The sequence below is a fragment of the Algibacter sp. R77976 genome, from assembly GCF_044594645.1.
In the GTDB taxonomy this organism is placed as follows: Bacteria; Bacteroidota; Bacteroidia; order Flavobacteriales; family Flavobacteriaceae; genus Algibacter_B.
The window spans coordinates 1939108-1959840 of sequence record NZ_CP138989.1 but is presented as its reverse complement, the minus strand read 5'-3'; the positions used below and the strand labels follow the sequence as shown (position 1 = coordinate 1959840).

Here is a 20733-nt window from a genome sequence, read left to right as displayed (position 1 = left end):
AAGGTTTTGTAATTTTGAATAAGAAGAAAAGTTAATTATGAAAATAGAACAAATATATACAGGATGTTTAGCACAAGGTGCATATTACATAGAATCAAATGGTGAAGTTGCTATTATTGATCCATTGCGCGAAACACAGCAATATGTTGATAAAGCCAATAAAGAAAACGCCAAAATAAAATATATTTTTGAAACACATTTTCATGCCGATTTTGTTTCTGGTCATGTTGATTTAGCTAAAAAAACTGGTGCTAAAATTATATTTGGCCCCGGAGCTGAAACCAATTATGATATTCACGCTGCAAAAGACAATGAAGAATTCAAACTAGGTCATATCATTATAAAAGTATTACACACACCAGGGCACACTCTAGAATCGTCGACATTTCTTTTAATAGATGAAAACGGAAAAGAACATGCTATTTTTTCTGGAGACACTCTATTTTTAGGCGATGTAGGACGACCAGATCTAGCCATTAAATCTGATTTAACAAAAGAAGACCTCGCTGTAATGTTATATGATTCTTTACGACAAAAAATCATGACACTACCAGATGATGTTATTGTTTACCCTGCGCATGGAGCGGGTTCTGCATGTGGAAAAAATTTAAGCAAAGAAACAGTTGGTATTTTAGGAGACCAGAAAAAAACAAATTATGCCTTAAGAGCAGATATGACAAAAGAAGAGTTTGTAAAAGAGGTATTGGCTGGCATAGCGCCGCCACCGCAATATTTTGCAAAAAATGCCATGATGAATAAATCTGGTTATGATGCCTTTGAAAGTGTTTTAAAACAAGGAGATACGGCTTTAAGTCCAGAAGAATTTGAAGCTACCGCTAATAATGAAGATGCGTTAGTTCTAGATGTAAGATCAGAAAAAGAATTTGTTAAGGCACACATACCAAACTCTATTTTTATTGGTTTGAATGGCGCATTTGCACCATGGGTTGGCGCTTTAATTACAGATATAAAACAACCAATTATTCTAGTAACACCAGAAGGTAAAGAACAAGAAACAGTAACAAGGTTATCTAGAGTAGGTTACGATAATACATTGGGCTATTTAAAAGGCGGTATTGAAGCTTGGCAAAATGCTGGAAAAGATATTGAAGTTATTGCATCTGTACCTGTTGATACCTTTTCTAAAGCATACAAAAATGAAAACATTCATGTTTTAGATGTTAGAAAAGACGGTGAATACCAATCTGAACACCTTGAAGGCGAACAGGTACAACATTTTGCTTTAGATTATATTAATGATAATATGGATGTTATTGATAAAAACAAAACCTATTATGTACATTGTGCAGGAGGCTATCGATCTGTTATTGCAGCATCCATTTTAAAAGCACGAGGGTTTAATAATTTAATTGATGTTGCAGGTGGTTTTGCGGCAATAAAGGATAGTGATTTACCAACTACAAATTATGTATGCCCATCAACCTTACAATAACTTAATAAACAAAAAAAAGATATGAAAAAAAACATGGGAAGTTTAGACAAAGGCATAAGGATTGTAGCCGCAATAGCTATAGCTCTACTTTATTATTTTAATGTCATTTCAGGAACATTGGCATATATACTAATGGCAGCAGCTATTATTTTTCTAGTAACTAGCTTTATAAATTTTTGTCCTCTATACACCATTTTTGGAATTAACACGTGTAAAATAAAAAAATGAAACTTTTATAACTGGTTTTCAATATCAAAAATAAAAGTTCCATGTGACCAATAAAAACCTAATAATATAAACACATGAAAACAATACTTGAAATACAAAATTTAAAGTGTGGTGGTTGTGCAAATACCATAACTAAAAAAGTTTCTAATGTAGATGATGTTTCTGAATTAGAAATTAATAACGATACCAATACCGTTTCATTTCAATACGAAAATGAAAGTACTTTAAATGAAGTTAAAGAACTTCTAAATAGCATAGGATATCCTGTTGTTGGAGAAAAAAATGCTTTAACTACAAAAGCAAAATCTTTTGTGAGTTGTGCTATTGGAAGAATGAAGTAATATAAGTATACGGTTGTCTATTAAATTTAAGTTGAATAACTCTCACTATTCAAATAGATTTTAGGCAGCCTCTTTTTTATATTATTTCAGCACTTAAACCAGCTTCCAAAAGCTTAGAACAGCGTGGTTTCAATTCTTTATACGCTCCTGTTTTAACTGTACATTTGCCTTTGTAATGTACAAGTATGGCACATTGCTCTGCTTGTTCTGAAGTATGCTCACAGGCGTTAATAAGAGTTTCTATAACATGATCAAAGGTATTTACATCATCATTAAACAGTACGATCTCATTTTCAGTTAGCACGGCTTCTTCAAGTAATAATTCTTCTGATGTTTTTTCTTTTGTACTCATAATTTTAATAACCTTGGGGGATTAAATACTTTACTAATTTATAAATTTTAACGATACCCAATTGTTTCTTTCTAATTTTTCTTCAAATTTTAACAGATGCTTTTCGCATTCTTTTTGAATCATTGGGATATCATCATTATAAAATCCGCTTAAAAATAATAGGCCGTTTTTATTTAAACATGATATATAAGTTGCCATATCTTGCATTAAAATATTACGGTTTATATTAGCAATTATTATGTCGTATTTATTTTCTAAAACTGACGCATCGCCTTCTATTACGGTTATATTTTTACAGTTATTTCGTTCTACATTTTCAAGACTATTTAAGTAGCACCAATTATCATAATCTATAGCATCCAGTTTTTTTGCGCCTTTCATTTCTGCTAAAATGGCTAAAACACCTGTTCCGCATCCCATATCGAGAACCGTTTTGCCTTCAAAATCGTTTTTTAATATATGTTGAATCATCATGTGTGTGGTTTCATGGTGACCAGTACCAAAACTCATTTTTGGTTCAATAACAATATCATATTTCGTGTCAAACTTATCATGAAATGGTGCGCGAACCGCACAAACATTATCTACAACTATTGGGTTAAAGTTCTTTTCCCATTCTGCATTCCAATTGGTTTGCTCAATTTCTTCAAAAGTAAAGGTGATTTCAAATTCATTTGAATTTAGAATTTGAATATCTTCAAGTATAGTTTCATACCACTCTTCTTTTTGAATGTATGCAGTTACACCATCTTCGTTTTCTACAAAGCTCTCGAAGCCAGCATATCCCAATTCGGCTATAAGAATTTCTACTGCTGGTTGAAGTGGTTGTACTTTAAAGTAATAACCAATATAGATAATATTAGACATGGTTTTATGTAACTATTTTGCGGATAAGCCCGCGTTAGCGATTGAAATGAAACATTTATGTTCATGAATTCTTTAATGAAAAATAAAATTGCACGAATAAAAGTCCACAACTATACCGATTTTTTATCGGGATAGTGAGGACTTGTAACCCTTCGACTTTGCTCAGGATAAATTACGAGCGCGACCCCGATTTTTATCGGGGTAACGCCCAAAATATTATTTAATTAAAATGCATTAACGATAGCAAGGAAATCTTCAGCATTAAGTGCTGCTCCTCCAATTAATCCACCATCTACATCTGGCTTAGAGAAAATTTCTTTAGCGTTACCTGGTTTACAGCTACCGCCATAAAGAATTGAAACCTCGTTAGCGACATCGTTTCCGTACTTATCTGCTAACGTTTTTCTGATGAATGCATGCATATCTTGCGCTTGCTCTGGACTAGCAGTTTCGCCTGTACCTATTGCCCAAACAGGCTCATAAGCTAACACAATGTTATAAAAAGCACTCGCTTCTAAATGAAATAAAGCATTTTTAATTTGCGATTCTACAACTTGCTCTTGTTTTCCAGACTTTCTATCTTCTAATACTTCACCAAAACAGAATATTACATCCATTTTATTTTCTAAAGCTGCATCAACTTTTTTTGCTAATAACGCATCGTCTTCACCAAAATATTCTCTACGTTCTGAATGTCCTAAAATAACGGTTTTAACACCTATAGATCTTAACATTTTTGGAGCTATTTCTCCAGTAAACGCTCCACTTTCTGCAAAATGCATATTTTGAGCTGCTACCTTAACTTTTGATTTTTTAGTTGCTTTAGCTACGCGTTCTAAATTCACAAATGTTGGAGCTATAATAACCTTAGTTCCTTTTACTTTGCTTTCCTTTACTAATTTCGCAACTTGTTTTGCCAGCTTTTTAGATGCTGATAAATCATTGTTCATTTTCCAGTTTCCTGCTACGATGTTTTTTCTCATAATGTTTTGAAAATCTTGATTATATATTTAAAGTATCTTTTACTTTTAGCTGTTTATATTCACTATTTGAACAAAAATAACTAATTTTTTATTGCTTTTATCAACTTATCATCATTAGCTTCAATAACATTAAATACAACGATTTCGCCAGCTTTATTTACCACCATATATCTAGGAATCCAGCTAATATTTACAAAATTTGCTAAATCGCAATCCTTTGCATTTGGTAAATAATAATGATCGCCAATTACGTTATATTTTTTAATACCTCTTTTCCATGCATCTTCTCCTCTATCTAAAGATAAAAACACATAGGCTGCATCTGGAAACTGCTCTTGTAAAGCTTTTACTTTTGGCATGCCTTTTATGCAGTCGCTGCACCATGATGCCCAAATATCGATAATAATAGTTTTACCTTTATGCTTATTTAAAATATTTTTGAATGGTATAGAACTACCTTCCACACTTAACAAAGTATCATTTAAAGCGGCTTCAGAAAATTGTGTGGGTGCTTGAGAGTCGCAACTAAGTACAGTTACAAATAAGGCTAGGGAGTAAATTATTTTTTTCATGTAGTTATTTTCAGTTTAGAAAAAAACCTTTTTAATGAAATACTACTTTAATTTCACCTTTGGGTCTAACCAAACATAGATTAAGTCTACAAAAATATTGATAATTATAAACATTACCGCTATAATTAACACCGAACCCATAATTACTGGTAAATCTAATGTATTTAAGGCATTTACAATTTCTTTACCTAATCCGTTCCAGCCAAAAATATATTCTACAAATACAGCTCCTGCTAGCATAGATGCAAACCATCCAGAAATTGCGGTTACTACAGGATTTAATGCATTTTTAACAGCGTGCTTTTTTATTATTTGAAATTCGCTTAATCCTTTTGCTCTAGCAGTTCTTATATAGTCTTGATTAAAGACCTCTAACAACGAATTTCGCATTAACTGAATAACAACAGCCAACGGACGTATACCCAAAACCACAGCTGGTAATATTAAGTTTTTCCATTTAATGTGCATGGCTTCTCCAAAGTCATCGAGTTCGTATAAACTACCTGTCATTTCTAAATTGGTAAAATCGTGTAACAAATATCCAAAAAACCAAGCGAATAAAATGGCGCTAAAAAACGATGGAATACTCATACCAAACGTGCTTAAAATTTGAATGGTTTTATCGAGCCATTTATCTTTAAACAATGCTGAAACGATACCTAACATAATACCTAATATTATAGCTATAATTATGGCTGATACGGCTAATACAAATGTATTTGGTAAAGTTTCAGATAATACTTGACTAACGCGTTTACCCTGTTTAGCAAAGGATTCTCTTAGGTAAGGTTGCTTTACTACCGCTGTTGTATTGCCAAGTGCAAATAGTTTTACTGCATTATATTTCCCTTCACTTAAAAAGGTATAATCTTCTGAATGATTTGAGTGAAATGAAACTGGAGATAAATCATTTAAATAATATAAATACTGTGTGGTAACGGGTTTATCGAATCCGTATTTTTTCTTAACAATTGTTAGCTGCTCGCTATCATCATTTTGTCCCATCATCATTTGCGCAGGGTCCCCCGGAAGCACACTAAATAAAAAGAAAATAACGGTAACCACTCCAAGTAATGTGAGTAATGCGTAGAATATTTTATTTAATAAGTAGCTTATCAAAAATGGTTTAGGTGTTTAACTCAAAAATGTTTAAAAATAGATATCGACTATTCATCCTTTAATTTAACTTCCACCTTACCTGTATAAAAAGTATGATTTTCAGCATTAAATTCTTTAAGTTGAATTGAGTCTTTTATAACATTTACACTTTCAATTTTATCTGTATTTAAAGCTTCTACAGCTTTTTTAGTAGAAGGTTCTCCGTTTACAAAATAAGCAACATCATTTTTAGAATTCTTTAACCCAACCTTAATAATATTATCAAAACTAGTATTATTTTTTTTATTGAATTCTTTTACTGGTTCTTGGTCTTTATAAACATACATAACCTTAATATCATCTTCATTTATAGCGTTAATTTGTTCATGAGTTGACAACTTACCATCAATAAATATAGCAACGTTTTCATCGTTTTTTAGAAGCTTTGGACTTCTTTCAACTTCTTGCAACTCCAAATCACCAATATCGTTCCAATGTACTTTTTGAATAACAGTACCTTTACTCAATTTTAATATTCCTGGATTAGAACGCACAATTGTTTTTAATGCCGTTTCATCGCAGAAATAAAAATCGAAATTAAGTTTATGATTCTCTTTAAATTGCTGTTGCTTCTCATTACCAGTTGCCGTCATACCTATGACCTTATAACCATTTTTAATCGCTTTATCAGACATCGCTTTTAGTTTGACAACTCCATCTTCTTCCGCAAAATCTAAATTATAAGCTACAATAATGATAAGGTTTTCCTCATCAAGCATTTGCTCGGTAAAATCACCTTCTTCATTCTCAATTGAGAAATCGTGAATTGGAGGTTCATATCCTTCTTTTATAACTTTAGTGTCTACGCCAATAAAATCGCCATCAACTTTTGGATAATTTCCATTTGTAGTAATTATTTCTTCTTTACCATTAATATTAAACTTCCAATAATATTCAACAATAGGATTTGGTGCATCTTCTGGAATGCTCATATTTTCTGTAATATTGGCTCCAACTTTATAGGGTCTAAAATCTATTATTGGTAAGTGCATAAGAACGTGATACCCCAACCACAAACAAGCAATAAAACTAAAAAACGAAGTAAGCACCAAACCAAATTTACTAAAGATTGGTTTTATATGTTTTATTCCTGCGAAAAGGATTAAAATCATCACAAGTAAAGCAACATCTTTGGCAAATGTTTCCCAAGGGGATAGTTTAACAGCATCTCCAAAACAACCACAATCTGTTACTTTATTAAAATAGGCTGTGTAAAAGGTTAGGAATGTGAAGAATAAAATCATCAATAATAACCCCCAAGCTGTTAATTTCGGTTTATAGCCTATTAACAAAAATACTCCAAGAAGAATTTCATAAATAACCACGAAAAGTGCAAACCAAAGCACAAAAGGCTCTAAAAAAGTTAGGTTTAAAACTTCTTCACTAAAATATTCTGATAGCTTAATTGAGAATCCTATAGGGTCAACTAGCTTAACAAATCCGGATATGATGAATAATACACCAACTATTATTCTCACAATTGCAATAACAACTTTCATTTGAAAATTTATTTTATATAGTTCTTATTTTATGACTAAATCGTTTATTCATTTAGATGAATCATGGCAAAAACGGCATAATTTATCATGTCTTGGTAGTTCGCATCAATACCTTCACTAACCAATGTTTTACCTTTATTATCTTCAATTTGCTTTACTCGAAGTAATTTTTGCAAAATTAAATCTGTTAAACTACTCACTCTCATATCGCGCCAAGCTTCACCGTAATCATGGTTTTTATCTTCCATTAGCTGCTTAGTTAAAGCCACTTTTTCTGTATATAGCTCTGTCGCTTCTTTGGTAGACATATCTGGTTGCTCTACAACACCTTTTTCTAACTGAATAAGTGCCATAACACAATAATTAATAATGCCTATAAACTCGCTTTCTTGCCCTTCATCAACCTTCTGGACGTCATTTTGCTGCAAACCTCTAATACGTTGCGCTTTTATAAAAATCTGATCGGTTAATGATGGTAACCTAAGGATTCTCCATGCACTTCCGTAATCACTCATTTTATTTATAAATAAACTTTTGCAGGTATCTATTACGGCATCGTATTGTTTTGAAGTATCTTGCATAAATTAAATTGAATTTTCCGTAAATTTCGCATAAATAATTAAAACCTTCAAGGTTTATGGTTTAAAGTTTTAAACTGATCTCATCTTAACTTTTTGTGTTTAACCGAAAATGAGATTAAATTTGTCCAGATAAGGCACTTTTTGAAAGGCATAGCATCGCTAAGCATAATAAAAGTAACGTAATATGTGTGAATTTTAACCATTTTTTAGGGAATAGAAAAAGTTAATATAAGTTCCATGTACCAACACCATACAAAACAGTATAAATGACAATTAATTGCAAAGGCCAGCTTATAGATTTATCGTCACCAAAAGTGATGGGGATTTTAAACATAACCCCAGATTCGTTTTATGATGGCGGTGCTCATAAAAATGAAGCAGAAGTTTTAAAACATGTTGAGCATATGCTAAATGAAGGCGCTACGTTTATTGATGTAGGTGCATACAGTTCCAGACCAAATGCAGATCATGTTAGTGAAGATGACGAATTAAAGCGCATCCTACCCATAGTTGAATTAATTTTAAAAGCTTTTCCAGAAACCTTACTTTCTATCGATACTTTTAGAAGTAACGTTGCCAAACAAACCATTGCAACTGGTGCTTGCATGGTTAATGATATTTCGGCTGGGTTACTTGATAAAAACATGTTAAAAACCATTGCCGACATAAAGGTACCATATATCATGATGCATATGAGAGGAACACCTCAAACCATGCAACAGCAAACCATTTATGATAATTTACTTAAAGATATTTTGTTTTATTTTTCTGAAAGAATAGCGGCTGCCAATTCTTTAGGTATCGTAGATGTGATAATAGATCCTGGTTTTGGTTTTGCTAAAACTTTAGAGCAAAATTTCGAATTACTTAATAAACTAGAGCTTTTTAAAATGATTGAAAAACCACTACTTGCTGGTGTTTCTAGAAAATCTATGATTTATAAAACCTTAGAAATCTCAGCGAAAGAGGCTTTAAACGGCACATCGGTCTTAAATACGGTTGCAATACAGAAGGGCGCTTCTATTTTAAGAGTTCATGATGTTAAAGAAGCTATGGAATGTATCAAATTAACTAGATTGCTAGATTAAAATTATGAAGAAAATAATATTTGTATTGATTATAACTGTTTTGTTTTCATGCGGGAACAAAAAAACACTTCAATTACCTGAGATTAGCCATTCTAAAATTACAGAAATACTAGATGTTTCTCCTGCCTATTTATTTTACGATGAAACTCAAAAAGATAGTGTAGAGTTAAATCGAAAAAATCTTATAAGCTCAACAAATTGGTTGATTAATGTAGATAAACGTTTAACACTAAAACAAGTAATTCCTCATATTAAATACCTTCAAGATAAAAAGGAGAATTCTAGTCATAAAAAAGAAGGCACTAAAAACTATTATACTTGTAATGATACGAATAGAAAGAATTTAGGTTTTGTTGAGTTTACGGATGTTACCTATCAAAATGAATCTCTCAATAGTTATTCTGGAATACTTTCCAATTTTCAAGACTCAAACAACTCAACTGCAATAGCATTTGATTTAAGCAATAAAATAATCTTTGCAAGTACATCTTTAAAAACTAAATTTTTAGAAACAACTAAAGATAGTATATCGCATTACTTGAAAAAATGTGATACTTTAAACGGAATAATTTTATTGAATTTTGATGAAAACTTATCTTTTCAAAACTACATTGATTATAAGTCAATTATAGAAAATACAGATTTAAAACAAACCAAAATCTCGAATAAAGAATTTATCTTTAATTAACCATATTTTACTAAATTTACCAAAACCCACGGCCATTGGATATTTTTAAAGACCTTTTGAAATTCACCCCTGTTGATTTCATAGATGTTATTTTAGTAGCACTACTACTCTACTATGCATACAAATTAATTAAAGGTACGGTTGCCATCAATATTTTTATAGGAATCATAATTGTTTACGGGGCATGGCGATTAACCGACTTCCTAGAAATGGAACTTCTAACAAGTATTTTTGGAGGTTTTATGAAAGTGGGAATTATTGCTTTAATTGTTGTTTTTCAACCAGAAATAAGGAAATTTTTATTAATGGTTGGCTCAACAAATTTTGGTAGGCGACGTAAGTTTTTACAAAAAATAAGTTTTTTAAAAACTGAAACTAGTGATACAACTGATGTCGATGCTGTTATTTCTGCTTGTAACAAAATGTCGATGTCTAAAACCGGTGCTCTTATTGTTTTTGAACGCAATAATAATCTAGATTTTTTATCGCAATCTGGAGATGAAATGAATATTAAAGTCACTCAACCTATTATAGAAAGTATCTTTTTTAAAAATAGTCCGCTACACGATGGCGCTATTATAGTAAGTAACAATGTCGTTAAAGCAACACGTGTGATACTTCCTGTAAATAACGAAAAAAATATACCTCAACGATTTGGTTTAAGGCATAGAGCTGCTATTGGTGTTACCGAAAAGACAGATGCTCTAGCGTTAGTTGTTAGTGAAGAAACTGGGCATATTTCCTATTTTAAAGATGGTGAATTTGTAGTTTTTGAAGACTCAACAGAGCTCAATACCATGATTAAAAAAGACTTAATATAATTTGAATTGTAAAAACTGTGATACCAAGCTAGAAAATTCAAAAAACTACTGTTTTGAGTGCGGTGCCAAAGTGATAACCAAACGACTTACATTTAAAAGTATTTGTGCCGAAATAGGCGATAAATTTTTCAATTTAGACAATAAACTCCTAAAAACATTTCTAGATCTTTTCTCTAAGCCTGATGATGTTATTGTTAATTTTATTAATGGCACCCGTAAAAAACATGTAAATGTTATACAATATTTTGCAATTTCATTAACGCTTGTTGGGATTCAAGTTTTTTTAATGAATACTTTCTTTAAAGACGCCATGAATATGGATGCGCTTTTTGGAAATAAAACTTACGGTAAAGACAACCCTTTCTCTCCAGAAAACTTCAATTATGAAGAGATAAATAATTACCAGAGTTTAATTTATGTTTTAAGTGTACCTCTATCTGCTTTTTCAACATGGTTTACTTATTTTATTGTTAATGATAGACGTTATAATTTCACAGAACATATTGTTATAAATCTATATTATTCTGCTCAAGTTATTATAATAAGTAGTCTTACAGGCATATTATTTTTATGTTTAGGTATAGACTACTTGGTTATTTCATCTTTCATTACTATCATAACTTTAATTTACTTGCTATATGTTTTACATAAAGTATTTAAAACGAAACTTTTAGAGAGTATTTCTAGGTTTATTTTAATAATGCTTATCTATGCTATCTTTTTCATTTTAATAATTATTTGCTCTGCAGTTATTGGTTATATAATAGCCAAAAAGTAAACAAAAGAGGTTTACAAAAATCCCAAACAACATAAACTAAAAGTAACCTTTTCTAAAAAAAATCAAAAAATAAATGATGACATTTTAAGCCTGTCTATATGTAGAGATATAAACCTATTTTAAATCTTTACTCATGCAAGCTACATCAAAAATTATTTTATGGTTAACCCTCTGTTTCTTAAACTATTCTTGTGGACAACCTTCAAAAGATAAAGCGCACTTACAGGCTAATAAAACCATCGAGCTTGATGGAAAAATCTATACGCTTAAAGAAAATGTTAATCTTACAAAACTTCAATCTAGCAAAAAAGTAGAGCATAAAATTATATTTCACAAGTTAGGCGACCCTCAAAGAAATATGGCAATGTGTTATTTACCATTACCTAGTGATTGGGTTTTAAAAAACAAACCAGATAGTGAAGGTGCACAAATTTTTGGTCCTAACGACACCAAAGTGTTTCAAACAAAAATTAATGAGTTTGTGTATTCTCAACTACCAGGCTACAACCAAATGTCACTAGAAATGGGAAAACAAATTAAACCATTACAGAGTACAGAGCAAATAACTAAACAAGTGTTGGTTCCTTTAGCAGCTAAAGAAGGCGCAAAACTAACAAAGCAATACAAAGTACCTCAACTAAAAGCCTTCGATGAAAATTACGAGCAGTTTGTTTTTAAACCATTACCCATGCAAAAAACGTTTGATGCACTTGCAACAGAATGGGTAAGTAAGGATAATAAGCGTGCTATTATAATAATTCGACAATATATCACTTATACCCAAGAAGCCTGCTATTGGGGTTACACATTAAATATGATGGAAACATCTGATGCTAATTTTGAAATAGCAAAAACCAGATATTTCTACGCTCTTGAAAACACTAAATTCAATCCGAAATGGTTGCAAACACGCTACATGGAAGATGCTCAAGAATCTGCTAGATTGGGAAAGTTGCATCAAGAACGCATGCGCGGTTTAATTGCTGAGGGTGAAGCCATTGTGCGAAGAGGCAGAGCACATAGCGCCATGATAGACCGCAAACACAAACAATTTATGGATGTGCATTTAGAAAGGCAAACTGTTTCCACAGGAAGTACAAATTATCAAGTTGATGCCGGTAGTAATGTATATTGGATAAACGGTAATGGCGAATACATACCAACGGATAATGTAAATTTCGATCCCAATTTAGACCCTAATCTTAATAACGAAACTTGGACAAAAGGAAATAAAGTCAACTAAAAACGCATCAAAAATTTAATAAAAAAACTATGAAAAACTTCAAAACACTCTCGCTAATATGTCTTGCATTATTCATGCTTAACTTAAGTTGTAATAAAGATGATGGGCCAACTGAAAAGGAAAAGCAAGGCGAAATTGCTGGTAGAGAAAACATAGACGTAACTGTTACTTTACCCGAAGACGCTAAACTTGGTTTAGGTGACACGTTTATTTATACCCTCGGAACAAACGCTAATGTAAATGCTCAAGGAAAAGCAACGGCTTCAATATTTGAAGGTAGTACCGAACTAGCATTTTTAATCGACTCTAATAACGAACCTTTATTAGCAGGTTTTATTTCGCAAGACAAAAATGAAATATCAATAAACTCTACTGCCGAAGTTCTCTTATATTACGCTATACCAACCTATCTTCAAGATAATCAATACAAAGATGCATATATAAAGGAAATTGGCGCACTCGAAGAGTTTACAACCTTTAGCGAAGGATTAACAGCTCTTTTTAAATCAAACCCATTGATGCTTAAAAATGGGTTGTATTCTAATTTGTTATTAGAGCAACTGGAATCATTGTCAAAAATTGAGATTATAAATATAGAAAGCAAAGTGAATGTCGACAAGAAAGATGCAAGAAGTGGCATTTCAATTGAAGATGTACCCGAAAATAAAATTCAAATTAAAAATAAATATTCACGAGATGGGCATGCTTTCATTTATAAAAAATCTACAAAAGATTTAAACGGACAAGAAACCATAATAAACTCAAAAGTTTTTGGAACCGACCAAGCCGATATTCAATTCGAAATTGCAAGAGCAGAACATACTGGACAAGATGTTAAAGCTAATATTAGAGTGTTATCCATAGCATGTCAAACCAAAAGATTTAAAGAAACCATATCTGAAGCTGTTGATTTAGAACTTACTAACAACCAATCTGAAGCTAAGTACGAAGTTACTATTATTGGTGCTGGAGGAAGTAATTCCAATAGAGAAATGACTAATGCTGAAAATGAAAAATTTGAAGAATTAGCAAAAAAAGCATTCATCATAGACTACTTTCTTCCAATTGTTTTAGATGTTGTTGGAAGAAAAAGCGAATTCAATAAATTGGAAGGTTCTAAAAACGATGCACTGTATGCCGCGGTTTTACCCTATCTTGAAAGTAACTCAACAGTGCTAGATTTAGTTTTTAACGGTAATTATAAAAATGCCATTGAAACCTTTTTAAACGATATTTATAGTCAAGGAAGCGGCTTTGGTGACGCTTTCAATATTATGCAAGATATTTATGATGTTTTAGCTGGAGATAGCCCTAACGCCTATAATTATAACATCACTGACGAACAAAAAGATATTGAAACTAAAATTTTAAACATCTTAAATGATGTTATGAAAAAAGAAAGTTTCGATTGTCTTAACTATTTTTTAGAAGATGCGAGTACTTCAGAATCTTGGACAGTTACCGTTGAAAAGGGAAAAGTAAAACTCGCACCTAAACGTGCTAACGTTACTATTCTTGCCAATAAAACTCAAGAAATAACAGCCATAATATCTCAAACCACCTTAAACACAGGAGATAAACTTGAATACGAATGGTCTACAACTACAACTTATGGTGGCGTTATAAATGACTTAAATGGAAATAGCGGCACAACCTTTACCTCAAATTTCGATAAAGTTTATTTTTTAAGTAACGCCGGCGAATCTCAATTATCGGATGGCGATAATATAGAAGAAGTAAGCGTAAAAGTATTTATTGTTAACACAAGCGGAAGATTTGAAGTTGGTACCGACACCATGGAAGTTAATGTTAAAAAGAATAATTTTGTAATAAAACCCAATGGAATAACCATAAACGGTAATACCTCGTTAAACTTAAAACTAGAACATAACGATGGCGAAACAACAATACCAAATAATCAATTTGATTACAAAATAATTTGGAAAACCTCTGGCAATTATGGAGGGTTTAAAGCAAATAAAACGTTGTTTACTGCTTATAATACCAATGCTATTGAATATTTATGCACAGATACCGATGTTATGATGGGTACCGAAGATTTTCAAGCCGTTATTTATGCAAAGCCTAAAGGCAGTAGTCAAGATTATGAAATCATAGCTTCAGCTGATGCAGTTGTAAACATTGATAACGACCCTAAAAAGAAATACTTTGTTTTAGAAGACACCTTTTATATCGTAAGACACTCAGATGATGTATGTTTCGTCTCTTACAACCCTATTGTAACAATACCAAGTGATCGGAATTTTTTGACAAACTCCTTTTTTGTCAAAAAAATAAAGAATGCCAAAAGTTATTCTTTAACGGTTGAAAGTGTAATAGATGGAGATGGTTATGAATATGGAAGTTGGAGTTGGGATTGGAATAATAATTCAACTCAATATGCAAATGATAGCGTGAATGCAACTGATGAAAACGGTGACCCTATAGCTTTAGAAGGTGATTTCGAGCTATTTATCTATGGAGGAGGAATAAACAATTGCGGTCCAAGATATGGAGAAGCCGTAGCTAGATTAGCAGCTACCCAGGCAATTGGTCAACTAACAGTGACCCTTGAATAAAAAAAACAATATAAAATGTTAACATAAAAAGTGTATCTTTCTGCTGCTATTAATAACTATGTCACAGAAAGATGCACTTCAAAAAAATCTAAATTATTTTTGGTTTAGTTTATATAAAAGCAAAATGAACAAAGATTAAAACTTGAAACAAAACAATAATCTCTAAGCCACCTCTTCCTGCAAAAACTGAACTTCGTATAAATTCCTGTAGTATCCGTTTTCCTTTTTCAGGAGTTCGGTATGCGTGCCCTGTTCAACAATTTTACCAGCATCCATAACAATAATCTTGTCTGCTTTTTTAATAGTTGCTAAACGGTGCGCAATAACAATAGAGGTTCTGCCTTTGGTAATTTTATCGGTAGCATTCTGGATGAGTTGTTCAGAATAAGAATCTACAGAAGATGTGGCTTCATCCAACACCAAAATACTTGGGTTAGTTACATAAGCACGTAAAAATGAAATGAGTTGACGCTGACCAGAACTCAACATTACTCCACGTTCTTTCACGTTATAATGGTAGCCATCAGGCAAGGTCATAATAAAATCATGAATCCCAATATCTTTGGCTGCTTTGTGTACTTGCGCCTCTGTAATCTCAGGATGATCAAGTGTAATATTATTCAAAATAGTATCAGCAAACAAAAACACATCCTGCAAAACTACTGCAATCTGAGTTCTTAATGACGCTAAAGTTACATCTTTAATATCAATACCATCAACCGAAATTACACCATCACCAATCTCGTAAAACCGATTCAGTAAGTTAATAATAGTTGATTTTCCAGCTCCAGTAGCACCAACAATAGCAACCGTATTACCAGCTTTTACATCAAAAGAAATTCCTTTTAAAACTTTCTCATCTTCCACGTAACTAAAGTGAACATTATCAAATTTTATATCGCCCTTAAAAGCTTCAGCAACATGCGTTCCTAAATCATCAATTTGAGAGGTCGTATCAATTATTTTAAACACACGCGTTGCAGCAACCATACCCATTTGCAAGGTATTAAACTTATCTGCAATTTGGCGCAAAGGCCTAAACAACATAGGCACAAACATGATAAACGCTACCAAATCACCTTGAGTCACTGAACTGTTTTGCAAAACCACATTTAAACCGCCATACCAAGCCACTAAGCCAATAGTAATAGACGACGATAAATCTGCCAACGGAAAAAATATCGAATTATACCAAACCGTTTTTACCCAGCCTTTTTTATGGCGTTCGTTAATGGCTTTAAAATTCTTTAGTTCCACATCCTCGCGAGTAAACAGTTGCAAGATTTTCATGCCGGTTAATCGCTCTTGCACAAAGCTATTTAGGTTAGAAACTTCTGTTCGTACATCTTCAAAAGCCTTTTTCATATACTTCTGAAAAATACGCGTAGCGTAAAGCAATAAAGGCATCATAATAAAAACAATACCACTCAACTTAAAATTCAAGTTTACCATAACGCCAAAAACAACAGTCATAGTTAGTAAGTCTTTAAAAATCATGAATAAACCCTGACCAAAAATATCGGCAATACGCTCCATATCTGTCACCGCACGGGTTATCAATAAACCAACCGAAGAATTATCATAATACTTCATTTTAAAACGCAGTAAATGGTCAAAGAGTTTCACCCGTACATCTTGTACCAAATTCTGTCCTAACCAAGCCGCATAATAGATAAATAACAACTGGAAAACTGTATTTAAAATCAAAACCCCAAGCATAAGCAATATGTAAAACAAAAAGTCTTTTTCAATCCTGTTTGTAATACTATCGTCAATCGCGTATTTGGTAATATACGGTGTCGCCGCACTAAAAATAGCCAACAAAACCACTAATAAAATGAGTCCAAAGAAAACGGCTTTATAAGGCTTAATGTATTCAAAAAGGCGCTTAAAAAGTTTAAAATCAAATATGCTTTCTTTCTTATTACTCATTTACTATTTTATATCTTTTGGGTATTCAACATCAGTTAAATATAAACCATGTGCAGGAACCGAAAACCCAGCTTCACTCCTGTTTTTAGATTTAATAATACTATGTAATTCATCAACCTCCATTTTGCCTAAACCAATATTAATCATAGTACCTACAATGGCCCGGACCATGTTTCTTAAAAACCTGTTTGCTTTTATAACAAAATGCAACTCATCATCTTTCACTAGCCATTCCGCTTGCATAATATCACAATTATACGTTTTTACATCGGTATGCGTCTTAGAAAAACATTGAAAATCTTTATAGTCGAATAAAATTTTCGCTGCTTCATTCATTTTATCAACATCCAAAGTCTGTTTTACAAATAAGCTATTCTCAAACGTAAATACATTTTTATTCAGAGCTACTCGGTACAAATAGGCTCTACTCAAAGCATGAAACCTGGCGTGTATATCTGGTTTTACCTTAAAAATATCACGAATAGCAATATCGTTTGGCAAAAAAGAATTCAGTTTAAAAATTAATTTTGGTAATTCAAAAACAGCATCCGTATCAAAATGCGCGAACATTTGTGTGGCATGCACACCAGCATCGGTTCGCCCTGCACCCATTATAGAAATTTGTTCTGGCAACACCGTCGTCAAAGCCTTCTCAACAACCTCTTGAACGGATATCGCATTTGGCTGATTTTGCCAACCATGATATCCCTTACCATTATAAGAAAGTTCTATAAAATACCTCAATGCGTTATACCTCTATTTAAAAGCACAAAGATAGACAGTTTTACGCATCTTAAAAAGCTAGGTATCTTAATTAAATATTAAAAGATATTGTGTCACTTCGAGTGTCCCGAATTTATTTCGGGATGTATCGAGAAGTGGGCGTTACCCGAAGGGTCGGGCTTTTCGTTGCAAGTCCTCGCACCTCCTTCGTCGGGCTGTGGGCTTTCCTCTGCAATCCCTAACGCGAAAATCAAATCACAAACTTTACTATTTAAAAAGTAACATCCAACCATAATAGATGGCTAAAAGCGAAAGAAAAATGATACCAAAATAAGTTAAAAGTTGCAATCCTTTTTTAGGTTTATCAGCACCAGGAAGATCATGACTCATAACATTCTTAAGGTTCATATAACCCACTATTGGCGCCAATACAAACGAAGTAGCAGTTGCAATGGCAAGAATTAATCCCATATTAGCACTTAAGGCATAAAGTACAATGATGCTAATAACAGATATAATAATGATGCCCGCAGCGTAGTATTTTTTTCCTGTAAATTTTTCATGTTCTTCAACAATTAAGCCGGTAATATCAATACCAACTCGTGTAACAGCATCAAGTGCCGTTAAGCACGTGCTATACATGGTCGCAAAAGCAGAAACCGCAATAAAAACGTATGCCCAATTACCTATATGTGTTGTAAAAAGGTTTATAACTTGGTCTGCAAAAGTTATGGCATTGCCACTTAATTCTATTCCAGAACCATAAAGCGTCATACAACCAATTACTAAAAAGAAAATAGCAAGTATAGCCGTTAATATATAACCTGTATTAAACTCTTGAAGCGCTTCTTTTAAAGAGGGTTTATTACTATCAACCTTATATTTTTCGACACTCCACAGACTTAGCCAGCTACTCGCCTCAACAGCTGTTGGCATCCAACCTATTAAGGTGATAAGAAACAAAACTCCTGTTTGGTCAAAAATCTTAGGTGCTTCAAAATTTTGAATTGGGTTTATAGGTCCTGCGTTAATTACTAGAACTGTAGTCACTAATAAAGCAATAAACAAGATGGGAATTAGAAATTTTAAAGACGTCTCCAAAACTTTATACTTACCAATAATTAGAATAATGCTATTAAGCGCAAATAAGCCAAAAGCAACAGGAAACAAGGCAACGCCTTGTATTCCAAAAAGGTTTATAAAAAGTCCGGCGGTAACAGCACAAAGCGCTGCAGGAGTTGCAATACTTGTAGCAAACGTTATAAATGCATACAACCACAAATACCCTTTACCTCTTCTATTATAACCTTCAATAATACTTTTTCCTGTAACGTTGGTATAACGAATACCAAACTCAAAAAACGGATATTTTAAAACGTTAGCTAAGAGTATTGGAATAATCATAAACCAGCCAAATTGCGCTCCAGCCTTTGTGGAAAGCACTAAATGCGAGGTTCCAATTGCCATGCTGGCAAATAATAATCCCGGACCAAGATTTTTAAGGAGCGTTTTGAATTTTGACATCGTTATTAGTCTAGTTTAAGAACTTGAACAAGTTCGACATTTTTATGAAAATTACAAAAACTGATATTACTTTGAGTTTACAAAAGTTTAACCCAAATATCCATAACTTTACCAACACAAGTATTTTTTTGAAAAACTAAAATAAACACAGCACAAGTGACCAAAATATTACTCCTATCTGACACCCACAGTTATATAGACAAAGACATTTTAAAATACGTTAAGCAAGCCGATGAAGTCTGGCACGCTGGTGATATTGGCGATTTAAAAGTTACTGATGCTATTAAAGCTTTAAAACCTTTGCGTGGTGTTTATGGTAATATTGATGATGCAGAAGTGCGTTTGGAGTTCCCCGAACATAACCGATTTATGTGCGAAGGTGTTGATGTTTGGATCACGCACATTGGTGGCTATCCGCCAAAATACAACCTTAGAGTAAGTGAGGCTATTAAGCAAAACCCGCCACGCCTTTTTATTTGTGGGCATTCTCATATTTTAAAAGTGATGCCAGATAAGAAATTAAACTTAATACATATGAATCCTGGTGCGGTTGGCAAACATGGGTTTCATAAAGTAAGAACCATGTTGCGTTTTACTATTGATGGTAAAAAGATTGATAATCTTGAGGTTATTGAGTTTCCGGTTAGGCATCCTAAAAACTAAAAGCTCCTCAAACAAAGAGGACTTGCTCACTATTACAGCAATTTGTTTTCCGAATTTCTTCTATATTTTTTTTAGTATCGAGTGTTTCCCTCCTTTGGAGGGATTAAGGGAGGCTATTTCTCCTTAAATATTGTAAATTTGCTGACTTATTAAAAAAACAGTAAACATAATTAGTTATGAGTCAAGTAAAAGAGAATGATACAGTAAAAGTACATTACACAGGAAAACTAGGTAATGGACAAGTTTTTGATAGCTCTTTAGAGCGTGAGCCTTTAGAGGTTACTTTAGGACAAGGAATGCTTATTCCTGGTTTTGAAAAAGGAATTATTTCTATGGAAATCAATGAGAAGAAAACAATTAATATTCCTGTAGCTGAAGCTTATGGCGAGGTACAGAAAGAATTGTTTTACGATGTTAAGAAAGAACAACTGCCACAAGATATGGCTCCTGAGGTTGGAATGGGATTAGCATCTAAAGATGAAAATGGTAGAGAAGTACAATTTCGTATTGCTGAAGTTAAAGAAGATCATATTATTGTTGATGCTAACCACCCGTTAGCTGGTCATGATTTAGTTTTTGAATTAGAACTTCTTGAAATAAAATAGTTGCCCATCCTAAATCCTTCCCAGAAGGGAAGGACTTGATCACTCCTGCAGAATA

Annotated in this window: 21 protein-coding genes; 11 read left to right on the top strand and 10 right to left on the bottom strand. The window is 32.7% G+C overall.

Going from position 1 to position 20733, the window contains the following annotated elements:
- Positions 1-37 precede the first annotated feature (37 nt).
- From SJY43_RS08675 to SJY43_RS08665, 3 genes are all read left to right on the top strand, one after another.
- Positions 38-1453, top strand: a complete 1416-nt coding sequence (locus SJY43_RS08675) for a rhodanese-like domain-containing protein (RefSeq protein WP_396600349.1) — start codon at positions 38-40, stop codon at positions 1451-1453.
- Between the two features lie 21 nt (positions 1454-1474).
- On the top strand, positions 1475-1681 hold the full coding sequence (locus SJY43_RS08670) for a DUF2892 domain-containing protein (RefSeq protein ID WP_396600348.1): 207 nt from the start codon (positions 1475-1477) through the stop codon (positions 1679-1681).
- A 74-nt stretch (positions 1682-1755) separates the two neighbouring features.
- Positions 1756-2022: a heavy-metal-associated domain-containing protein gene (locus SJY43_RS08665; RefSeq protein WP_396600347.1), complete on the top strand. Its 267-nt coding sequence runs from the start codon at positions 1756-1758 to the stop codon at positions 2020-2022.
- Positions 2023-2098: 76 nt separating this feature from the next.
- Here SJY43_RS08665 and SJY43_RS08660 read toward each other — a convergent pair whose 3' ends face one another.
- The 7 genes from SJY43_RS08660 to SJY43_RS08630 form a co-directional block, all read right to left on the bottom strand.
- Entirely contained in the window at positions 2099-2374 is a 276-nt protein-coding gene (locus SJY43_RS08660; RefSeq protein WP_396600346.1) for an ATP-dependent Clp protease adaptor ClpS, read from the bottom strand.
- Positions 2375-2407: 33 nt separating this feature from the next.
- A complete protein-coding gene (prmA, locus tag SJY43_RS08655) occupies positions 2408-3241 on the bottom strand; it encodes a 50S ribosomal protein L11 methyltransferase (RefSeq protein WP_396600345.1) in 834 nt (277 codons plus the stop codon).
- Between the two features lie 224 nt (positions 3242-3465).
- Positions 3466-4224 carry a triose-phosphate isomerase gene (gene tpiA / locus SJY43_RS08650; protein WP_396600344.1) on the bottom strand — a complete coding sequence of 253 codons (759 nt, stop codon included), beginning with the start codon at positions 4222-4224 and terminating at the stop codon, positions 3466-3468.
- An 80-nt stretch (positions 4225-4304) separates the two neighbouring features.
- Positions 4305-4796 carry a TlpA family protein disulfide reductase gene (locus SJY43_RS08645; protein ID WP_396600343.1) on the bottom strand — a complete coding sequence of 164 codons (492 nt, stop codon included), beginning with the start codon at positions 4794-4796 and terminating at the stop codon, positions 4305-4307.
- 42 nt (positions 4797-4838) lie between these two features.
- Positions 4839-5915 carry an ABC transporter permease gene (locus SJY43_RS08640; protein WP_396600342.1) on the bottom strand — a complete coding sequence of 359 codons (1077 nt, stop codon included), beginning with the start codon at positions 5913-5915 and terminating at the stop codon, positions 4839-4841.
- Positions 5916-5962: 47 nt separating this feature from the next.
- Positions 5963-7453, bottom strand: coding sequence for a BT_3928 family protein (locus SJY43_RS08635; protein ID WP_396600341.1), 1491 nt, complete (start codon positions 7451-7453; stop codon positions 5963-5965).
- 44 nt (positions 7454-7497) lie between these two features.
- Entirely contained in the window at positions 7498-8034 is a 537-nt protein-coding gene (locus SJY43_RS08630) for a DUF1599 domain-containing protein (protein WP_396600340.1), read from the bottom strand.
- Between the two features lie 266 nt (positions 8035-8300).
- On the opposite strand from SJY43_RS08630, the gene folP reads away from it, so the two are divergent.
- From folP to SJY43_RS08600, 6 genes are all read left to right on the top strand, one after another.
- Positions 8301-9122: a dihydropteroate synthase gene (gene folP / locus SJY43_RS08625; RefSeq protein WP_396600339.1), complete on the top strand. Its 822-nt coding sequence runs from the start codon at positions 8301-8303 to the stop codon at positions 9120-9122.
- A gap of 4 nt (positions 9123-9126) precedes the next feature.
- The gene (locus SJY43_RS08620; protein ID WP_396600338.1) at positions 9127-9810 is read left to right on the top strand and encodes a hypothetical protein; all 684 of its coding nucleotides are present in this window, start codon (positions 9127-9129) and stop codon (positions 9808-9810) included.
- Between the two features lie 35 nt (positions 9811-9845).
- Complete coding sequence (locus SJY43_RS08615) at positions 9846-10631, top strand: diadenylate cyclase (RefSeq protein WP_396600337.1); 786 nt, start codon at positions 9846-9848, stop codon at positions 10629-10631.
- A 1-nt stretch (position 10632) separates the two neighbouring features.
- Positions 10633-11409 (top strand): DUF3667 domain-containing protein, encoded by a 777-nt coding sequence (locus SJY43_RS08610; protein WP_396600336.1) that lies wholly within the window; start codon positions 10633-10635, stop codon positions 11407-11409.
- A gap of 133 nt (positions 11410-11542) precedes the next feature.
- On the top strand, positions 11543-12652 hold the full coding sequence (locus SJY43_RS08605; protein ID WP_396600335.1) for a hypothetical protein: 1110 nt from the start codon (positions 11543-11545) through the stop codon (positions 12650-12652).
- Between the two features lie 29 nt (positions 12653-12681).
- Entirely contained in the window at positions 12682-15231 is a 2550-nt protein-coding gene (locus SJY43_RS08600; protein WP_396600334.1) for a hypothetical protein, read from the top strand.
- 162 nt (positions 15232-15393) lie between these two features.
- Here the strand turns inward: SJY43_RS08600 and SJY43_RS08595 are convergent, their stop codons facing one another.
- From SJY43_RS08595 to SJY43_RS08585, 3 genes are all read right to left on the bottom strand, one after another.
- Positions 15394-17163, bottom strand: a complete 1770-nt coding sequence (locus SJY43_RS08595; RefSeq protein WP_396600333.1) for an ABC transporter ATP-binding protein — start codon at positions 17161-17163, stop codon at positions 15394-15396.
- 3 nt (positions 17164-17166) lie between these two features.
- A complete protein-coding gene (truA, locus tag SJY43_RS08590) occupies positions 17167-17907 on the bottom strand; it encodes a tRNA pseudouridine(38-40) synthase TruA (protein ID WP_396600332.1) in 741 nt (246 codons plus the stop codon).
- A 246-nt stretch (positions 17908-18153) separates the two neighbouring features.
- Positions 18154-19410, bottom strand: coding sequence for an NRAMP family divalent metal transporter (locus tag SJY43_RS08585; protein WP_396600331.1), 1257 nt, complete (start codon positions 19408-19410; stop codon positions 18154-18156).
- Positions 19411-19566: 156 nt separating this feature from the next.
- On the opposite strand from SJY43_RS08585, the gene SJY43_RS08580 reads away from it, so the two are divergent.
- A complete protein-coding gene (locus SJY43_RS08580) occupies positions 19567-20073 on the top strand; it encodes a metallophosphoesterase family protein (RefSeq protein WP_396600330.1) in 507 nt (168 codons plus the stop codon).
- A 176-nt stretch (positions 20074-20249) separates the two neighbouring features.
- Positions 20250-20678, top strand: coding sequence for a peptidylprolyl isomerase (locus SJY43_RS08575; protein ID WP_396600329.1), 429 nt, complete (start codon positions 20250-20252; stop codon positions 20676-20678).
- Positions 20679-20733: the final 55 nt, after the last annotated feature.

Coding starts and splice junctions, on each gene's coding strand:
- SJY43_RS08600 (WP_396600334.1), top strand. CDS start 12,682: ATGAAAAACTTCAAAACACTCTCGCTAATATGTCTTGCATTATTCATG.
- SJY43_RS08585 (WP_396600331.1), bottom strand. CDS start 19,410: ATGTCAAAATTCAAAACGCTCCTTAAAAATCTTGGTCCGGGATTATTA.
- prmA (WP_396600345.1), bottom strand. CDS start 3,241: ATGTCTAATATTATCTATATTGGTTATTACTTTAAAGTACAACCACTT.
- SJY43_RS08575 (WP_396600329.1), top strand. CDS start 20,250: ATGAGTCAAGTAAAAGAGAATGATACAGTAAAAGTACATTACACAGGA.
- SJY43_RS08675 (WP_396600349.1), top strand. CDS start 38: ATGAAAATAGAACAAATATATACAGGATGTTTAGCACAAGGTGCATAT.
- SJY43_RS08665 (WP_396600347.1), top strand. CDS start 1,756: ATGAAAACAATACTTGAAATACAAAATTTAAAGTGTGGTGGTTGTGCA.
- SJY43_RS08630 (WP_396600340.1), bottom strand. CDS start 8,034: ATGCAAGATACTTCAAAACAATACGATGCCGTAATAGATACCTGCAAA.
- SJY43_RS08670 (WP_396600348.1), top strand. CDS start 1,475: ATGAAAAAAAACATGGGAAGTTTAGACAAAGGCATAAGGATTGTAGCC.
- folP (WP_396600339.1), top strand. CDS start 8,301: ATGACAATTAATTGCAAAGGCCAGCTTATAGATTTATCGTCACCAAAA.
- SJY43_RS08635 (WP_396600341.1), bottom strand. CDS start 7,453: ATGAAAGTTGTTATTGCAATTGTGAGAATAATAGTTGGTGTATTATTC.
- SJY43_RS08645 (WP_396600343.1), bottom strand. CDS start 4,796: ATGAAAAAAATAATTTACTCCCTAGCCTTATTTGTAACTGTACTTAGT.
- SJY43_RS08660 (WP_396600346.1), bottom strand. CDS start 2,374: ATGAGTACAAAAGAAAAAACATCAGAAGAATTATTACTTGAAGAAGCC.
- tpiA (WP_396600344.1), bottom strand. CDS start 4,224: ATGAGAAAAAACATCGTAGCAGGAAACTGGAAAATGAACAATGATTTA.
- SJY43_RS08595 (WP_396600333.1), bottom strand. CDS start 17,163: ATGAGTAATAAGAAAGAAAGCATATTTGATTTTAAACTTTTTAAGCGC.
- SJY43_RS08605 (WP_396600335.1), top strand. CDS start 11,543: ATGCAAGCTACATCAAAAATTATTTTATGGTTAACCCTCTGTTTCTTA.
- SJY43_RS08620 (WP_396600338.1), top strand. CDS start 9,127: ATGAAGAAAATAATATTTGTATTGATTATAACTGTTTTGTTTTCATGC.